At 35.4% G+C, this 19,422-nt stretch carries 10 protein-coding genes; 2 read left to right on the top strand and 8 right to left on the bottom strand.

The features are described 5' to 3' along the window. Positions 1-27 precede the first annotated feature (27 nt). From FVQ77_05830 to FVQ77_05795, 8 genes are all read right to left on the bottom strand, one after another. Positions 28-5,163 carry a T9SS type A sorting domain-containing protein gene (locus FVQ77_05830; protein MBW8049850.1) on the bottom strand — a complete coding sequence of 1,712 codons (5,136 nt, stop codon included), beginning with the start codon at positions 5,161-5,163 and terminating at the stop codon, positions 28-30. A 2-nt stretch (positions 5,164-5,165) separates the two neighbouring features. Then, a complete protein-coding gene (locus FVQ77_05825; GenBank protein ID MBW8049849.1) occupies positions 5,166-5,654 on the bottom strand; it encodes a T9SS type A sorting domain-containing protein in 489 nt (162 codons plus the stop codon). 13 nt (positions 5,655-5,667) lie between these two features. Next, positions 5,668-7,098, bottom strand: a complete 1,431-nt coding sequence (locus FVQ77_05820; protein MBW8049848.1) for a hypothetical protein — start codon at positions 7,096-7,098, stop codon at positions 5,668-5,670. 764 nt (positions 7,099-7,862) lie between these two features. Beyond that, a complete protein-coding gene (locus FVQ77_05815) occupies positions 7,863-8,081 on the bottom strand; it encodes a hypothetical protein (GenBank protein MBW8049847.1) in 219 nt (72 codons plus the stop codon). 456 nt (positions 8,082-8,537) lie between these two features. Continuing rightward, the gene (locus tag FVQ77_05810) at positions 8,538-10,742 is read right to left on the bottom strand and encodes a zinc-binding dehydrogenase (protein ID MBW8049846.1); all 2,205 of its coding nucleotides are present in this window, start codon (positions 10,740-10,742) and stop codon (positions 8,538-8,540) included. An 88-nt stretch (positions 10,743-10,830) separates the two neighbouring features. After that, positions 10,831-11,823, bottom strand: coding sequence for a hypothetical protein (locus tag FVQ77_05805; protein ID MBW8049845.1), 993 nt, complete (start codon positions 11,821-11,823; stop codon positions 10,831-10,833). Positions 11,824-12,386: 563 nt separating this feature from the next. After that, positions 12,387-14,288 carry a molecular chaperone HtpG gene (gene htpG / locus FVQ77_05800; protein MBW8049844.1) on the bottom strand — a complete coding sequence of 634 codons (1,902 nt, stop codon included), beginning with the start codon at positions 14,286-14,288 and terminating at the stop codon, positions 12,387-12,389. A 3-nt stretch (positions 14,289-14,291) separates the two neighbouring features. After that, complete coding sequence (locus FVQ77_05795) at positions 14,292-17,744, bottom strand: SpoIIE family protein phosphatase (protein MBW8049843.1); 3,453 nt, start codon at positions 17,742-17,744, stop codon at positions 14,292-14,294. A 40-nt stretch (positions 17,745-17,784) separates the two neighbouring features. On the opposite strand from FVQ77_05795, the gene purN reads away from it, so the two are divergent. Continuing rightward, a complete protein-coding gene (gene purN / locus FVQ77_05790; GenBank protein MBW8049842.1) occupies positions 17,785-18,354 on the top strand; it encodes a phosphoribosylglycinamide formyltransferase in 570 nt (189 codons plus the stop codon). 151 nt (positions 18,355-18,505) lie between these two features. Continuing rightward, on the top strand, positions 18,506-19,422 hold a 917-nt coding region (locus FVQ77_05785), incomplete at its 3' end, for a tetratricopeptide repeat protein (GenBank protein ID MBW8049841.1).

Below are 19,422 nucleotides of genomic sequence, written 5' to 3'. Positions count from 1 at the left end.
GAGCTAATAGATTGTTAGAAAATGAAGTTAATCCATTTTGACTATTTTCCAAATAATTTTTTCATTACGATCGAGAATGAACATTACATAAATTCCGCTCATATTATTGGTTAAATCAATTTTTTTCTTAAGTATACCTGTTATGTTTGCTGATATTTCATTATGAATTAATTTGCCAAGTGGGTTATAGACATTTAAAATTATTTCGTTTTTACCTGGTGTATAGTATTCAATAGTAAAATAATCATAAGTAGGATTAGGATAAATGCGTAATAAACAATTTTCACATACTTTTTCAAAGATGCCGGTTGGTGAGACCGTAATAGTATCAATCAATGTATCAGTGCTGCAATTATTGGTTACTATTAGCTGAACTATATAGAAGGTTTTTACATTTGTTTGATAGGTATGAACAGGATTTGCAGCAGTGCTTGTATATCCATCGCCAAAGCTCCAGAAAGATGTAGAATTATTAATTGATCCATTTAGAAAACTGACGGTAAAAGCATTTACAGAATATGAAAACCAGGCAACAGGATTATCAAGTATGGTGATATTAACAGTATCGGTAGTAGAACATCCCGTATTAGCGTCTGTAACTGTTACATAATAAACTCCTGTAGAATTTGGTATAATTGTTTGTGTTGTTTCACCGGTTGACCAAATATATTGATAATTGGTTCCTGAACCTGCATCCAATACAGATCCTGAGCATACAGATGCATTGGGGCCTAACTCAACTACAGGGCTTGCTATTGTAACATTGATAGTATCATAATTAATACAATCGAAGTTATTGATGATTCTTACCCAATAATTACCTGAAGAAATTACTGTGATAGCAGATGTGGTATCACCCGTAGACCACAAAACAGAGGCATCAGGCATTTGAGAATCAAGTAATACGTTATCGCAAGCTATTGTATCTGTTCCTAAATTTATTTCAGGTATAGGATAATGGTATATATTAATTGTATCAGAAGAAACACAATTATAATAATCAGTAGCAGTAATAAAATGAGAGCCTGCTGAATCTACAATAGTAGTTGGTGTGGTGTCGCCTGTTGACCATAAATATTCATTTGCAGGTGAAGATATACTTAATTCTATTGATGTGCAAAAGCCAGTATCAGGTCCTAAATCTATTTGTTTCACTACATGAATGGTCATTGTGGCGCTTGTAGTATCCCAAACATTATCAAATATGGTTAATGTCACATCAAAACTTTCAACGCCAGTTCCATGTGGCGCATTAAACACGTGATATGGATTTTGATTTGGATCATCCCCCGTTCCATCATTATCAAAATCCCAGCTGTATGTTATAATTGCATCACCAGTAGAAGTATTGGTAAACCACATTGTATCTCCTGAACATATCGTATCGTTAAATGTAAAGCTCGCTTCAAATAAAGTAAAATATGCATATTCTTTAACTACAGTATCAAAAGAAGGGTCATAATATTCTGCCCAAATTGTATCTCCTTTTGATACTTTAAGTGAATCACCACTACTGTTTAATGAAGTAAATTTAAAATCAGTAAAGAACTCTTTAGAATCAAACGTAGTTTCGTAAGCTATTACAGGAAATATCCCGGTAAAATCAGATTCTGAATATGCTCTCACCATAATACTATCAATTTCAAAGTTATCACCGGCAAAATCAGGATCGTTAACAAATACCATAGCATCATCATCATAATCGACAAATAGTGTTTTGTTAAATCCTACATTTGCCTGTGCCATATTATTATTTAATACCAATACCTGGTAGAATACTGAATCACATAGACCTGACGGATCACATACTTTAATATATATTTGATTATATGCAATTTGAGTGTCAGCAGGTATCCAGGTAATTAATCCACTACTATCGATAGACATATTAACAGGAGACCCCTGTGTGATGGTATATGTTAAAGCAGACCCATCAGGATCACTTGCTATCAATTGATAATTATAAATTGAATCAACATCAATATTGATAATTGTAAGAAATTCCTGAACCGGTATGTAAGGTGCATTATTTAAAGTACCGCTTATCCATGTAAGTTGTAAAATATTAGATGGCGAACTTTCATTAAATGCTATATCCATTGCTGTGAGCATAAACTCGTAATATAATCCGGGTGTAAAGTTTGTAAACTCAAAGGTGTTTGTTTCACCTATTCCGATTGAAGGAGAATTATAGCTTACAGAGTTGGGATCATTGGAGTAATATAATATAAAAGATATGGGAGATGGGTTGCTATTATTCCAGGATAATACAATAGAAGTGTCAGTTGTTTTAACAGTATCAAGACCTGTTGGTGCATTAAGACCATTGTTTTGTACTATTGTGATTGGTTCTTTCCAATACGAAACAAAAGTTTGATGTATTGAATCTTCTATAATCGCGTATATATAATATGTGCCAGTATTAATATCTACATAATTCCATGTAAATTCATCAATTGTTGTATCTTCTGTTAAAGTATCAACAAAAAGCACTCCATTAGCTCCGTAATTATCCATATCATATCCTAAGCTGATTATTGCATTACCATCAGGGTCTGAATCTATCCAGCTTATTTGAAGGACTTTATTTCCTGTGTTTTGTGTAACATTTTCTAATTTGATAAAAGGCGGATTATTTGCTCTGTAAATATTTAAAGTATCTGCATTTATTACATTGATGTAATAATCCCCGACTTTTGGATTTTTAATGTAATAAAATGAAAAATTGTTAGCAGAATCTACAAAATAACTGATATAGCTAAAATTATTTACATTCTGAGCATTGACTGAATCGCCATTGGTTAAGTATATTGTATATTCGGGGATAGCGCTTCCTGTACTGTCAGATGCTTCAATAATAAGTGCATTTGTTGATGAATCAAGGGCGAAGGAATAGACACTTGATTGTATTGCTGTTTTTAAGTTACCACCAAGAGCACCTTGGGCTTCTGAGTAAGTTATTATGTTAAAGTTTTTTCCAAAACTTGCTTGAAGTCCTGTACTATCTCCTTCTAAAAGGTAATAAAGTGTTGGAATGCTGGGGAACTTTACTCTCGCATAACCTGCAATATAGTCATTTGTTAAAAAGTTTTCGGAAGTAGCGAATACCGTCCCCGCACAACCAGATAAAGATAATACTAATTTTAACCAAGTCTTATCAACATCAGCCGGGTATGGACAACCAAAACTTGCTCCAAAATTCCCACGCAATTTAAGATCATTAGTAGTTGTTCTCGTTATACTTAATTCAGTATAAGCATTAACTAAACCAGATAAAAAATTGACTTCACCTCGAATATCCAATTGAGGATGTTTCCATTTAGTAAAACCTGCACCATAACCGGCACCAAATAAAACGAGATATCCATCCATGCTCATAGATGTTCCATCTACATAACGTCCCACTAGGTCAAAACTACCAAGTGCTCCTAAACGAGAACCCATAATTTTTACCCCTGCACCAAATGTTATTTCCAATGGTTTTGTGCTGTCAGCAAGATTTTCTAGGCTACCTAATACATGATACAAATATAAACCTGTTTGTGTTATGGGATCTATTAATAATGGAATACAACATAGACAACTAGGGTTATTACATGTTATATCCATACCTATTGAATTTAACTTTCCTCCGCTAATATCTCCGAAAGCCTCTATACCGATTAAAGGTGTTGAAATGCTTGTGCTACAAAAATAATCATTAGTGGAACTATTAAAATCCATACTAAAATAATTAAGTTGTAATAGCTTATATATTCTGATATTATTCAAATATATCAAACTGTTATAATTAACACCTGTATGTGAAACAATTACCCCCCCAGTTATTGGAGCTTCAATAGTATCATTTGAGTTATTTACTTCAGATAATATCGTTGGTAATCGTAAATGTCCATTAATTGTAACTTGATCACATTGAATATTTATATTATCAATACCAACATCAAGAACAGCCATTTCAAATGCATTTTTTGACCAAGAAAAAAAAGAAGTATTTGAAGTAAAAGTAGTGCCAGATACTTCTACTTCTATTGTATAAGGTATGCCTAAATTATATAGATATTTATCAATACTATTTACATTTTGCAGATAAATAGCTGAACTGCTGTTAATTGTATTACTACCAGATATAGTTATGTCCCCACTAAATTTTAATATCCCATTAGGACATCCTGCAGGAGCTATTGATACATTACCTGATGCAATATTAGAATTTATAGTATCTGCATAAACTGTTAGACCACCAACAGTCTGAGTATTTTGAGTAGTGGTAGTAGAAGTAACAGTAATATAATTAGCTTTTATTATTGTATCATAGTTCAATCCGTCAGAAACAACTAATTTAACATCATAGGTGTTTACTGTATCATAATATATTATAGGGTTTGTTGATGTTTGTGATGAAGGGTTTCCACCATAAAAAGTCCAATTTCTACTTGTAATATTTCCAGTAGAATTGTCATAAAAATTAACACTTCCTCCTTGTGATACAGTTTGAGTATTAGAGGAAAAATTTGCAGTAATCGATACAGGTATAGAATAAGTTATTTCTAATATTGGTTCAGGCGCAGGGCAACCCGAACAATCCCAGCCTTGGATTTTGCCAGTATTAATGTTTGGATTAATAGCATAAAATCCAACTGCCCACCAAGATGAACCCATAATTGTTGCATTTTTAAAATTATCACGAGCGTTTTGATTTAAGGTAATATTGGTATATTGATTAGCTATTGTCATTGCATTTGAAGGGAGGGAATAATCCTGTGGAGAGCCAATTTCATTCCATATAACTGTCCCTGTTGATGTTACCGGATCTATTGACATTCTACATGCAACTAATTCATGTCCAGAATTTGAAGATGCATTAGTAGTAAATACTATTAATGTCAAATCAGTTATTACTGCATTAGTCGGAATAGGAGGAGAAATAGTTGAAAGATCAAATTTTGTCCATCCTCTATATTCATAAAGAGCTATATCGGGTTCTCCAGCTTTAATTTTTCCAAGGTTTGATTTACAATAATCTGGACAAATACCCTGATTTCTTACATTACCTGTCCAATATTGTTGATTAATAGGCCTTACGGTAACAGTAGTTTGAGCAAAAGAATTAAATGACACTATCAAACTCAAAACCACCAAAAAAAATAATTTAGTTTTCATTTTTACTCCTTTATTATTTTTACATTTTTCAATATTACTCCATCTTTATCCAGGATTTCTAAAAAATATATCCCTTTTGATAATTCTGAAATATTAAGCATACTCTTGTATTTACTTTCATATACTTTTTCCCCAAGTATATTGTGAATTTCTATTTTATCCGCTTCTGTATTTTTATTCTCAATATGAACGATTTCATCTGATGGATTGGGAAATATTCTTATAATTGGATTATTGAAATATTCTTCGTCAATCCCGGTAGGAGGAATATCAGAAGCATAAAGAAATCCAATGGAAGTATTATAATTTCCACCCGATACAGATGATTCTACAAAAGTTTCACCAATTACTCCAAAATTGGAATAAATACCTCCCGAAGATTCTCCTCCACCGGCTGAAATCACCTCTGCCGGTTGGCTGTATGTCTGTGCTTTGCTATTCTCGAAAAATCCTATCAAAAACAGCAAAGAAATGATTTTTATATGTTTCATTTTAAATTCCTCCTTATTTAGTTTTATTTAATTTTTCAAGTATTTCAGGGTCATTTACTACTCTAATACTTTTTTCTATTGGCTGATTATACTCTTTGTAATGCAGGTAATGCCCTTTTTCTTTTTCAGATTTTTCAACTTCTAATGGAATTCTGTTTTTATTTGCATAAGGGTCTTGTCTGATACCTGTAACCTGCCATGATATTTTCATTCCCGGTGTGCCGCCTGAAATCTTAAAATTATTACTTGATACTTCCTGAGCTATATAAACAGGGGCATAACCACCGATACAGGTAAGCTGATAACGAAATTCCTTATTTAAAGCTTCAAAGTATTCAGGTAATTCAATGGTAGCCTCTCCGTTATTATCCAGTACAATATTTCCGTTATAAACATTCATCATATCAGGTGATTCCACAAATGAATGATACAGGTATTTGTTTTCCGGGTCAAGAGGGTGGTCTATTTTGAATGCGCCTGCGCCTTTTGAAAGGGTGCCAACGACTACTAAATTATCTTGCATATTAACATTACCTAAAAATTTACCAGCATATCCAGTGCCATCGGTATATGCATAAATTGCAGAATTAGGATTACTTACATTCTGTATTCTGAAATAACCACAATAGTTAGTACCATCTTGTATAACCATCAAAGCCCTACCTAAAGTATTATTATAGATCACAATACCTTTACTGTTTCCTCCAATATTATCATTATCTATTACAATCGTATGAGCACTAGCACTAGTATTTGTAATCATAAATACTGCTGGAATAGCACCTCCACTATAAGTACCAGAATAAGGTAAAGTAAGTCCACCCAATGAATCTGTTTGCGGTGTCCATTGTGTCCCATTCCACTTTAATACTTGTCCTGTAAAAGGTGCAGTTGTATCAACAGGTCTATTTTGTAAACCACTAACAACAGGGCTTGGATAAGTCCCTGATAAATCACCACCTGCTGTCCCTGTTGGAGAACCGCCTGATGCATCTGTTTGCGGCATCCATTGCGCCCCATTCCACTTTAACACCTGATTTGTAGCAGGTGCAGTTGTTGAAACAGTATTTCCTGCAATCTTTTCAGCATCAACAGATTTTTCTGCTTTATAAGCATAAGGAACGGAAAGAATGTCCGTCAGAGGTGAAAGAGGACTACCACCATCAATACTTATTTGCAAAGTAAGGGTTGAGCTATTATCAAAAATGCTTGTCGGGATAGGCGTTGTTTCACCCAGCGTTACAGCGTATAATCCATCGGTAACTACTACCCCAATATGCGACTCACTCCATGTATCAATGGTAAAAGTAATGTTTTTGGTTCCGTTTACAGGGCTGCCGCTTTCAAGCAATTTACCCTGATAAGATATTTTCTGCGGTATTTCCTGTGAAAACAACGCGCAAAAAATAAACATACCTGCAAATGTAAAAATTAACTTTTTCATGATTTCTAAATTTTATTGCCCCCCAGTTCCAAAGCAGCAGTTAATAGACAATAAAAAAGCGTGGAACTGCAGCTTATCTGACTAAGAGGTTCTGGAAAACCCAACTGAACAAATAAGTTTAGCCCACGCTGTCGCGTGAGCGTCTCACTTATTACACTTGTTCAGTTTGAAATTTTCCAGATTTCTTAGTCAAGAATAAAAGCTAACGCTTTTAAATCAATATGTTATTAATTTGTTTTTCTCTTATAATTATGTATTGTTTTAATTCAGCGCAAGTATAATGATAGTTTGTTTAATAACAAAAAAATTATCAATTATTTTTTTTCACCCTTTTAGCTCAAATCCAATACAAATGTAACTATTATTTGGTTTTTTTAGTCCAAATTCTTTAATCCTGCATCTCCATATGTTCTCAAATACCATGTTAACAAGTCTAAAGGTTCATCATAGGATATTATTTTTGCTTCTTCATCATCTTTAATTTCCGGAATGGTTTGTCTTAAAGAATTTTTTATGTTTTCTAAATTTTTATCCATTAAGTTGTCATATATAATACCAACAAATTTGCGTTGTTGATTGAAGTGCATATATTCTAAATTATTTTCTAATTTAGTTAAATATTAAATTTTTTGTTGTTAGAAACCTGTTATATCTAATGAAAAAAAAATTATAAAATAGTGAACTAAAAAATGCTACAATAGTTGGATAAATAAAATCATAATAGCTATTGACAAAATTGTAGATTGAATCCATTATATTGCAGATCATGAAATTGCATTTTTCATAAGATCAAGATTGGCATGAACAGTATTATTTTTTATTTCAAGTAAACCTCTTTCCTGAAAAAATTCCAATACCCTTATTACATCTTTTTTATTAAAATCAGTTTGTAGTTCAATAAAATTTACAGGTAAATCTTTTTTACCAGTATTGATAATCAGCCTCCCAATTAAGCTGTATTCATTAATATCATAATTATTCATGATTAAAATGTTTTGTTACTGTGATAAAACGTATTTTGATGACTTTTTGTTCTTTTTTCCAAATTTATTATTTCTAAAACAAGAATAAAAGCTAACGCTTTTAGATCAATATGTTATTATTTTTTTTCTCTTATAATTATGTATTATTTTACCTGCCTCATCGTGTATTATAAACGATTTTCTCGCCCATAATGCTGCAGCGCCAGAACCTATCAATATGAATATTACAAAATAATTTGCTATTTTCTTTCTTCAATATCTTCTTTAATGCTAATTATTAGCATTGTTGCAAATGCACCAATTAGCATTATTCCCACAAGAATAATCATTATTATTTTAAAAGTCATCATAATCTTCTAAGTATATTTATTTTTCACGCTTTTGCTTCAATTTTAGCCAATATTTTTGCTATTGTTTCAAGGCCTTTTACTGTTGCTTCACTGCTTTTTTGAATATTTATTGCTCAATTTTAACCCAACCACCCGTTTTCAACGATCTCACCGCTGCAAGCGCAGCATTAGTGGTATTTATTATTTCAGAAAAAGGTATGATAGGCTCACCCCCTGTTTTTAGGTAGTTGATGTAATTGTTAAACTGCTCTTTATGCCCTTTATCCTGCTTTGAGCTCTTTTTGGAGAATCCTGATAGACCAAAGCCTTGAAGTTTTCTGAAATTATCGAGGATCAAGGTCCTGCCTTGTGTGTATATTTCAATTCTTTCTTTGGCGTATGCTTTATGCCCGTTTGCGAAATAGTTTACGATTCCCTGTGAGCCATTTTTATATTTTAAAATAATAGAAACATTATCGGTATTTTCAGCATGATCAGTGCCGATAGCAGATGCAACCACCTCTTTTACCTCACTCGCGGTTAAAAAGCTGATCAAATCTATAAAATGGCATCCTTCACCGATGATCCTACCCCCGCCAACGCTGATGTCATGTATCCAGTGATCTGAAGGGATGAAACCGGCATTTACATTGATAATTATATTCATAATAGGGGACGGGGGACGCCTGCCTGCCGAAGCCCCAAAGGCGCAGGCAGGGGTACCAAGAGAAGACCCAAGTAACGATTTCGCTTTTGTGACCAAGGGTGCAAAACGTCTGTTAAAACCGACAGTTACAGATCTTTCACTTTTTTCAAGCGCTTTTATTACATTTTTCAATTCTGTTTCAGTGATGACTAATGGTTTTTCAACAAAAACATGTTTGCCTGCCTGGAGGGCTTTGATGGTCATTTCTGCATGCAAATTGTGCCTGGTAGTGATCATTACAGCATCAACTTCTTTATCTTTCAACACCTCGTCATAATTCGTTGAACTCATACTTACACTATACTTTTTTGCAAGGTGTGTTCCCGATACTCCTCCATCACTTACGATATATTTTATTTGAGCGCCTGTCTTGTATAATATGGGGAGCAAAGTCATCTTCGTAAAATTGCCAGCGCCAACTATTGCTAGTGATGGTTGTTTGCCGGTATTCATATTTCCTACTTCATGCTTCCTGTTTCGTACTTCGTACTTCGTACTTCGTACTTTGAAAGATGTTTTTAAAACCGCTTCATTTTTGTACCGAATAATGGCAGCAATAGATTTTGTATTGGAAAGATTGCTGTATATTTTATCATATTCTTCAAGATCAACAATTTCTGTGATCAATGACTTCACATTCAACTGTCCTTTTGAAATTGCATTTAGAATGGTTTGAAAATTCCTGTTTTCTGTCCACCTGACGTAAGGAAGGGGATAATCCAATCCTTTAATTTCATAATCATCTTCATACCTGCCGGGCCCATAGGAGCAGGAAACCTGGAAACTCAGCTCTTTTTCGTAAAAATCCGCCCTGTTGATGTCAAGGCCGACTACGCCTATAAGCACAATTCTTCCTCTTTTACGGCACATCTGAGCTGCCTGTGATATGATATCATTGCTTTTGGAAGATGCCGTAATGATCACAGCATCTGCACAAGCCTCCCTCCCCAGCCCTTTGGGGAGGGTTAGGGAGGAGCTGGAGTTAAACGCCTGGATACCATTTGACAAAGCCAGATCAACTTTATTTTGGTCAATATCAAAGCCAATCACCTGACAGCCGTTTGATGAGAGTAGTTGCGCAGTGATAAGGCCTATCAAACCCAAACCAAGTACAACTACGGTTTCTCCAAATTGTGGATCAACTAATCTTATTCCCTGCAATCCTATTGAACCTACCACTGTAAAACACGCCTCATCATAAGAAACGTTGTCCGGAATATGTGCAACGAGGTTTTTAGCAGCACATACTATTTCTGCGTGAGGGCCGTTGGAAACTACCCGGTCGCCTGGTACTAATTCTGATACATCTTCCCCCACTTCAATTACCTCACCTGCATTTGAATAGCCTAAAGGCAGCGGTTCTTCCAGTTTTTTGAAAACTGTTTCCAGCGTAGGCAGCAACCCGTCTGATTTGATCTTATCTAAGACCATTGCTACTTTTTCGGGTTGCTGGCGTGCTTTGGCAATAAGATTGGCTTTACCAAATTCCACAAGCATTTTTTCCGTGCCAAGTGAAACTAATGAGCGGTAGGTTTTTATCAGCACATGCCCTTTTTTTATTTGAGGACATGGTATTTCTTCCAGCGAGGTTTTGCCCGTTTTTAGGTTCTGGATTATTTGAAGCACAGATTATACGGTTTAAAGTACGAAATCCGAAATTCGAAATCCGAAATTCGTCATTCGTCATTCGTCATTCGTCATTCGTCATTCGTAATTACTTTTTCATCCTGTCCACCTTCTCCTTATCGTATATCACTTTTCCTTTGATATTCCATTCTTTCAGCACATAAGGTTTAAAGTTTTCAGCATCTTTTGGGATCTTGCCACGTACAAGTTTGGGATATTGGGTTATTTTTTTTCTAATTTTCCTATCTGATTCATAATATTCTATCCATTTTCCCACTTTAATACCATCTACATAGGCACCCTCTATTGCTACCATTGCATTTTCATAAAACAAAAAATATTTTCCATGCAAAACGTCATATACATAGGGCAGAACTTCTTTGATTTTAGTGCGTTCAGCGTCATAATAAGTGATCTTAGCATCTTTAGGCCATCCCCTGAAATATTTCATTTTCTTAACAAGCACAAAATCTTTATTGTATTTTACCCACCTGCCATGTTTGGTTCCAATATAATATATGCCTTCTTCTAATATTTTATCATCCATCGTTTTCTTGTAAGGTCCATGTAAGATTTTAATACTTTTAGGGTCTTTTTCCCAATATCTGAGAAACCTGGCTCTACTTGATTTTACGATCTTCCCTCTTTTGGTATTATACCAATAAATATTTTTAACATAGGGATCGGGTTCTTTATACTTTTTCAGGTAATAAAATATCTCTATCGTTTGCCGCTGGCTGGTACCCTTTTTGGTAAATCCTTTTTTACACTTTAAGCCGTAAAAAATTTTCTTTTTCTTTTTCTTCTTTTTCTTTTTTTTCTTCTCTTCCTCCGGCTCCTCTTCAGTTTCAAAGGTAATGGAAGGTGTCAGGTCGGTTTTGAGGTTGATAGACTCTTTGTCCTTATCTTGCTGGGCAAATGAACTAATAGACAGTACCGATAAAATTAAAACAAACAAGAAACAGGGTTTGCAAAAGAATCGGGATGTTGCTTTGCTCCATAGGCAGCAGGCAGTAGGCAATAAAAAAATTACAGTTAAAATTCTTTTAATAAAAATAAATGACAATTCTATTAATTCCATAATTCTTATGCCACGTAATTGAAAAATGAGATTTATAAGTAATATCTCAATTTTTAGGTTCTCTTGCTGCATCCAGAGCACAATATGCCAGAACAGTTGCACCCAATACCATCATTATTATAACTATCCATTCCATAATTCTTATGCCACGTAATTGAAAAATGAGATTTAATAATAAAATTTTATCTCTCAAGTTTTCTTATAGCATCAATAGCACAATATATTATTGTTGCAAAAAAAAGTCCTATTGCTAAAAAACCAATTAATTCAATCATAATTCTTTATTTTATTTATGTTTTTAGTAATTATAATATGGATAATAAAGCTTGAAATCGATAAAAAGGTAATAACAGTTATACTACCATATAACATCCATCTATCAACAGCTTTGTAATTGTTAATATACCAGCTAATTAAACCTATATCAGTAATTACAAGAATACCTAACCAAAGTTTATAATAATTTATCTTCTCCTTTATTTTATCATTCATTTATACAAAAAGAAACATTACTTAGAACAATACAAGTAAGAGTTATAATTTTAAACGCAAAAATTAGCCTATTATTTTGAGATCAATTCCACACTTCTTTCAATAAAGGTTGTAAGGTCAGCGCCAGAGAGCATATTTTGGGAAAGCAATGCCAGGTCGCAGGCTTGTTTTGCAATGGCAGTTTTTTTGTTTTCAGTTTTTGCGCTGATAATCTTTTGCATCAACGGATGATTTGCATTGATCACTGCATTAAACTGGTCTGGCAGATCCGTTATTTGTCCCATAGCATTCATGGCGGCCATATCTTTCATTCTGCGCATAAACTCTGGCAGCGTGATGGTAAGGGGCGCTTCGTCAGAAGCTAATGATTCTATGGTAATTGTTGCGTTTTTGTTATCAATTGCTTTTTCAAATAATTCTTTTAATTTCTTTTTTTCATCTTCAGATAATACACTTTCGCTCTTATCGCCTTTGTCTATGAGTTTATCAATGGTATCCGCATCGATTCTTTTTAGCAATAACTTACCTGCCTGCGCGGCAGGCAAGTCAGATTTTGATTCTAAAAATCCAATAAAATGCTTGTCTATAGAACCATCCATGTTCAAAACATCAAACGACCTTTTTCGTGCAGCCTGGATGTAAGCATCCTGCTTACCCTTATCAGTTGTATAAAGGCAGACTAAGTTCTTATCCTTATCCTTCTGATTGGCTTCAATATGCTTTTTGTACTCTTCAATTGTAAAATACTTATTGTCAATATTTTTTAGCAGACAGAAGTCTTTGGCTTTTTCATAAAATTTTTCGTCACTGATCATTCCAAACTTTACAAAAATACTGATGTCGTCCCACTTCTTTTCAAAAACATCTACTTCATTTTTAAATAATTCAGAAAGTTTGTCAGCCACTTTTTTGGTTATATGTGCATTGATCTTTTTTACATTTGAATCTGATTGCAGAAAGCTGCGCGAAACGTTAAGCGGTATGTCAGGTGAATCCAGCACACCATGGAGCAGCATCAAAAATTCAGGCACAACGTCCTTTACTTCATCTGTAATAAATACCTGCCTGCAATAAAGATGTATTTTATTTTTATGTAATTCAAAGTCGTTCCTGATCTTAGGAAAAAACAAGACACCCGTAAGGTTAAAGGGATAATCAACATTGAGATGTATCCAGAACAAAGGGTCTTCGGAAAACGGGTAAAGTTCTTTATAGAAATCAAGATAATCTTTATCTTTCAGTTCATTGGGTTTTTTAGTCCACAGAGGAGCCGTATTATTGACCACTTTGCCGTCAAATTCAACTTCAACGGGCAGGAATTTACCATACTTTTGTAAAATACCTTCCACTCTTAATTTCTCCGAAAATTCTTCCGAATCTTTTGCAAGGTGCACTACCACTTCAGTGCCTCTCTCTTTTTTCACTACTTTGCTGATATTAAATTCAGTACTACCATCACAAGACCACTTTACGGCTTCAGCGCCTTTCTGATACGACTTTGTAATGATCTCGACTTTATCCGCTACCATAAATGAGGAATAAAATCCCAGGCCGAAATGACCTATGAGATCAGGGGTTTCAGATTGCGGATCTGGGATTGGGGATTTGCTATTGCCGATTGAATTGGATTTGGGTTTTTTATCAACCTGTTTTTTATATTTTTCCAAAAACTCAGTGACACCGGAAAAAGCTATTTCGTTGATATATTTTTTGATCTCTTCGGCAGTCATCCCGATGCCTCTGTCTGTGACTGTAATTGTTTTGGCTTTATCATTGACCGAGATTTTGATCTTCAGATCCCCGAGTTCTTCCTTATATTCACCGATTGAAGCCAGTTTTTTTATCTTCTGTGTGGCATCCACTGCATTGGAAACCAGTTCTCTTAAAAATATTTCATGGTCTGAGTAGAGATATTTTTTGATGATCGGAAAGATGTTTTCGGTCTTGATTGAAAGGGTGCCTTGTTGTTCCATGATTTAGAATCTTATCCCAATAAAAATAGCGTCATCTGTTTGCTTGTTATGCCCCATCCACTCATCAAAGGTTTTTTCAAAGACTTTGCCTATTTCAGGCATACCTTTATCTTTATTGTTGAGGATCACTTCACGAACACGGGTTGTCATAAGTTTTTTCTCATCGGGCCCGCCAAACTGGTCTGTAAATCCGTCAGAATAAAAGAAAATGGCATCGCCTTTTCTAATCTTGATAAGGTGGTTGGTAAATTTCATTTCTCTACCTTTTCTGGCATATTGCGTGCCTCCTATGGGGAGCCGGTCTCCTTTTATTTCATTGAGATCACCATTGGTTAAATGCAGTAACGGGCGGTGAGCGCCAGCATATTCAAGCTCCATTTTCTTAGTATTGATCTTGCAAAATGCAATGTCCATCCCATCTCTTGAATCGAGATTTATGTCCTGGTTTAATGTATTATTAACCCCATCGTGCAAATGGCTTAAAATAGTTGCAGGCTGCTGGATATTTTTACTGCTAATGATCTCAGTAAGCAAAAAATGACCAATCATTGACAGCATAGCGCCCGGCACTCCATGTCCGGTACAGTCCACTGCTGTAACATATACATCATCCTCCTTTTGCAATAGCCATGGAAAATCTCCGCTAACAACATCTTTGATCTTATATAGCACAAATGAATCAGGAAAGAATTTTTGCAGATGATCTGTATCAGGCAATATGGCGTCCTGTATGCGGTAAGCATAATTGATGCTGGCAGTAATATCCTTGTTTTTCTTGGCTATCACCACATTGGCTTGTGATAATTCTTTGGTTCTTTCGGTTACCTTTTCCTCCAGTATCCTTTTTTCTATTCTTAGTTTTCTTTCCCGTATCTTAATGTAGCTCATTACTACACCAAACCCTGTCAATCCGCACGTTAACCAAAACCACCATGTCAGCCAGAAAGGGGGTGTGATTTCAAAGCTAAAGGTAGCAGGCTGCTTATTCCAAACTCCGTCATTGTTGCAGGCTTTGACCAAAAAAGTGTATTTACCATGGGAAATGTTGGAGTAAGTAGCTTCATGTTTTGAAGTAATGGGTGACCATTTTTTGTCAAAGCCGTTTAATTTCCATTGATATCTTACTTTCTCAGGTATGGTTAAGCTAATGCCGACAAAATCAAAGGTCAAATGGTTTTGATCATAAGGCAATTGCAGACCAGCCGGGAAGCCTGTTTTAGGATAGATACTATCAGCAAAGCCAGACCAATCAACATCTTCGAAAAACAGGCGTAAGCCGGTGATATGTGTTAGGGGTTCAATTTTATTTTCCTTATCTAATGCCGGATTATACTTTGTTACTCCTTTTATCGTACCAAACCAAAGATTTCCTTCGCTGTCTTTGTAAGTGGCTTCTGAATTGGTCTCTATGCCAATGAAACCTTCAAGCTTTCCATAGTTTTTAACGGTGATCTTCCCATCTTCATAACGCACCCTGTCAATCCCCTTATTTGTACCGATCCATATATAACCATTATCATCCTTATTGATCAGGTAGATCATATCAGAGCTTAAACCCTCTTTAGAAGTAAAATTGTGGAACTTGTCAGCTTGCGGGTCATACACAGATACGCCTCCCTGACCACCCAACCAGATATTTTCCTTATCATCTTCAAGCGCTGAAATCATGTAATCAGTGATCAACCCTTCTTTTGTAGTATAGTTGGTAAATTTCATCCCGCCTTTGGCGGGACTCTTTTTATTTTTTTCTATGGTAAGCTTAGAAACACCTGACCGGGTTAAACACCATATATCCCCTTTACTGTCTTCCATCATAGCGGTGAATTGCTCTTCTATAAGCCCATCTTCTTTTGTTACCAGGGTGAAGTTATTATTACTATATTTAAATAATCCTCTGAACGTTGAAAACCACATATTGCCTTTACTATCCTTTAACATAGCATAAACTGTTCTATTAGCCAAGCTATCGTTTTTGCCAAATGGATTATAACTTGTAAGTCTTCCCCTCTTTTTATTGAGCGTTACTTTGGATACACCACTTTGTAATGTTGCTACCCAGATATTCCCTTCTCTGTCTTTCATCAATGATCTCACTACATCATTTTCTAAGCCTTCTTCTGTGGAATAAGATATGATCTGCTTATTCTCCCGGCTTTGTAAGGTAAGATTGTCTGTTTGTGCCTTTGGATCATATATAGATATACCTCCGATATGGGTCCTAAACCAGAAATTTCCTTTCTTATCTTCCAATATTTCCCAAACTACATTATGGGCAAGACCGTCTTCAGTAGTAAATGATTCAAACATCTTGCCGCTGTATCTTGAAACGCCACCACCATTAGTGCCTATCCATATATTGCCTTCTCTATCTTCACATAATGACCATATCTGATTTTCAGAAAGTCCGTTGTGCATAGTAAAATAATCTAATATTTTTAATTTTCTATGCTCTAAATCCAGGGTTACTTTATACAAACCATCCTCATCGGTACCAACCCAAATATTACCAGCCTTGTCTTCCATCATAGCGTAAATGCTACTATTGGCAAGTCCATCTTCATCCGTAAAATTTATTATTTCATAAGTAGTTGTATCCTGAGGGATTATAGCAGATTTGTTATTAGTTTTGGGCAGATATATTCTGATCCCTCTCATTGTCCCGCACCAAATATTTCCTTCTCTGTCAATTATTAGTTTATGTACATAATTATAAGATAGATTTTCCTCTTTTTTGAAATTTTCAAAAATAGTGTCAATACTTTTAATAAATTTTTTCTCATAACCCTTAGGAAGTTTAGACAATCCCGAAAAAGTCGCTGCCCAAATATTTCCATATTTATCTTCTTTTATGTCTGTGACAATACTGTCGGGCAATCCATTATTAACGCTATAATTTAGAAAAACAGCTTTCTTTTTTTTATTTTCTTGTCCTTCAGCTATGTATGAGAGTTTTGATAAACCATTTTCTCTTGTACCAAACCAGATATTTCCTTTACTATCTTCGAAAATTGATTCTATGTAATTACCTGCCAACCCATCTTTTATAGAGAAGTTACAAATGCACAAACTACTTTTAAGACTATCATTAGTGCACTTTTCATTATTATTAATAATAAGTTTTGATACTCCTTGTCTTGTTCCGAACCATATATTGCCCTGGCTGTCTAACATGGTTACCCTGATGTCGTTGTTAATAAGCCCGTCTGTTGTGTTGTAAGTCTGAAAAGTTTGTCCGTTAAATTTAGATACGCCACCCCCAAAAGTACCAATCCACATATTGCCGTCATTATCCTGGCAAATAGAAGGAATTTGTGATTGCACCAACCCCTCTTCGAGCGAATAGGTTCTGAAGTTGTATTTTTGTGCAAAAGCTTGTCCTGAGTGGAATAAAGGAACTAATATTGCCCCATTGCATAGACAAAGCGTAAAGATTAATATTGAAATATTTTTTTTCATTTCACAAAATTAAACTTTAATTTTATATTTTTTCAACAATATGAAAAAAAAAATCAATATAGCCATATTCGCTTCAGGCAGCGGCACGAATGCTGAGAGCATAATCCGGTCATTTAAAAAACATCCGTTTATAAAGATTGTTTACCTGTTCTCTAATAATCCGGCAGCGTATGTGCTTGAAAGAGCCAAAAAATTTAAAATACCTGCCTTCGTATTTGACAAAGATACATTTTATAATTCTGATAAAATAGTAACTAAGCTAAAAAATTATGATGTTTCATTGATCGCGCTTGCCGGTTTTCTATGGCTTATTCCCGGACAATTGATAAAAGCTTATCCAAATAAGATCATCAATATTCATCCGGCATTGCTGCCCCGGTATGGTGGCAAAGGGATGTACGGGCTTGGTGTACATAAGGCAGTAATAGAGTCAGGGGACAAACAGAGCGGTATCACTATTCATTATGTGGACAGTGAATATGACAAAGGAAAGATAATTTTCCAGGCAAAATGTCCTGTGAAAGCTGATGATACTCCTGAAATATTGGCAGAACGGGTTCATCAATTAGAGTACAAACATTATGCGGAAGTGATTGAAGGATTGGTGTGATTCATTTTACACCTAAAAATCTAAACCGAAAATGAAACCACGAATTACACTAATTTAATTTGTGTAATTCGTGTAATTCGTGGTTTCATCAGTTTTTGCAACATATTTTCTTAGATTTTTAGGTAAATAACTTTTTCCCTATCTTGCACCCATGAAACCGTTTTGCAAAAACTTGTCCCGACCCCCCGCATTGGAAAATAGAGATAAATACAAAAGAACAAATATGCAAAGCAAATTTAAAGACATACTACATTACCTTATTTCCTTTTCGTTATGCCAGCAAATTCATCGGATGACCCCAACGCATAACCCGGAGAGTCATCCGATGATAGCCAACCCTTATTTCCTTATTTCCTTCCTAACAGCCAAAGTTCTATTATCAAAGTTTCTGGCAATCGTTTTATGTGTTGCAATTTTTTTACCTTGTTTATGTGCGGGGCAAAGCGCCAAAGTTGATTCTTTGACAAAGGCGCTGAAAACCGCAAAACACGCCTGCCCCGAACCTTGCCCCGGGGACACCACCCGCATCAAACTCCTCAATGCCCTCGGCTGGCAGCTCATGTACCAAAACCCCGACACCGCCATTCTCCTCGGAAAACAAGCCCTGGCGTTAGCGGAGAGACTCCCGCGCGCAGGGTCTCCCTCTTCCCGGGTATCCGGGAGCCGGGGTGAGGTATTTATAGCTGCCTCCCACAACAACCTCGGTGTTTATTACTGGCTCAAAGACGACTACCCACGATCCCTGTCCCACCACTTCAAAGCCCTTGAAATAAGAAAGCAGCTCAGCAATTCACCTGACAAAGCCATAGCGCAGTCAGGCAAAAAAGGAATTGCCGCCTCTCTCTGCAATATAGGCATAGTTTACGATGATCAGGGCGATTACCCCAGCGCATTGAAACACTACTTTGAGGCATTGGAAATATTCAAGGAACTTGGATATGAAAGTAAGATTGCAGCAGTCCTCGGCAATATTGGCGTGGTTTACTGGAACCAGGGCGATTACCCCAGCGCATTGAAACACTACTTTGAGGCATTGGAAATTGACAAAGAACTCGGAAATAAAAACGG

It is taken from the genome of Cytophagales bacterium (assembly GCA_019456305.1).
GTDB lineage: Bacteria > Bacteroidota > Bacteroidia > Cytophagales > VRUD01 > VRUD01.
Note: the sequence above shows the minus strand (reverse complement) of the source record. Positions and strands in the feature narration are given on the sequence as shown.

Bases quoted from the DNA above. Each gene is read 5' to 3' on its own strand.
- purN (MBW8049842.1), top strand. From the start codon at position 17,785: ATGAAAAAAAAAATCAATATAGCCATATTCGCTTCAGGCAGCGGCACG.
- htpG (MBW8049844.1), bottom strand. From the start codon at position 14,288: ATGGAACAACAAGGCACCCTTTCAATCAAGACCGAAAACATCTTTCCG.
- FVQ77_05805 (MBW8049845.1), bottom strand. From the start codon at position 11,823: ATGGAATTAATAGAATTGTCATTTATTTTTATTAAAAGAATTTTAACT.
- FVQ77_05825 (MBW8049849.1), bottom strand. From the start codon at position 5,654: ATGAAACATATAAAAATCATTTCTTTGCTGTTTTTGATAGGATTTTTC.
- FVQ77_05830 (MBW8049850.1), bottom strand. From the start codon at position 5,163: ATGAAAACTAAATTATTTTTTTTGGTGGTTTTGAGTTTGATAGTGTCA.
- FVQ77_05820 (MBW8049848.1), bottom strand. From the start codon at position 7,098: ATGAAAAAGTTAATTTTTACATTTGCAGGTATGTTTATTTTTTGCGCG.
- FVQ77_05795 (MBW8049843.1), bottom strand. From the start codon at position 17,744: ATGAAAAAAAATATTTCAATATTAATCTTTACGCTTTGTCTATGCAAT.
- FVQ77_05815 (MBW8049847.1), bottom strand. From the start codon at position 8,081: ATGAATAATTATGATATTAATGAATACAGCTTAATTGGGAGGCTGATT.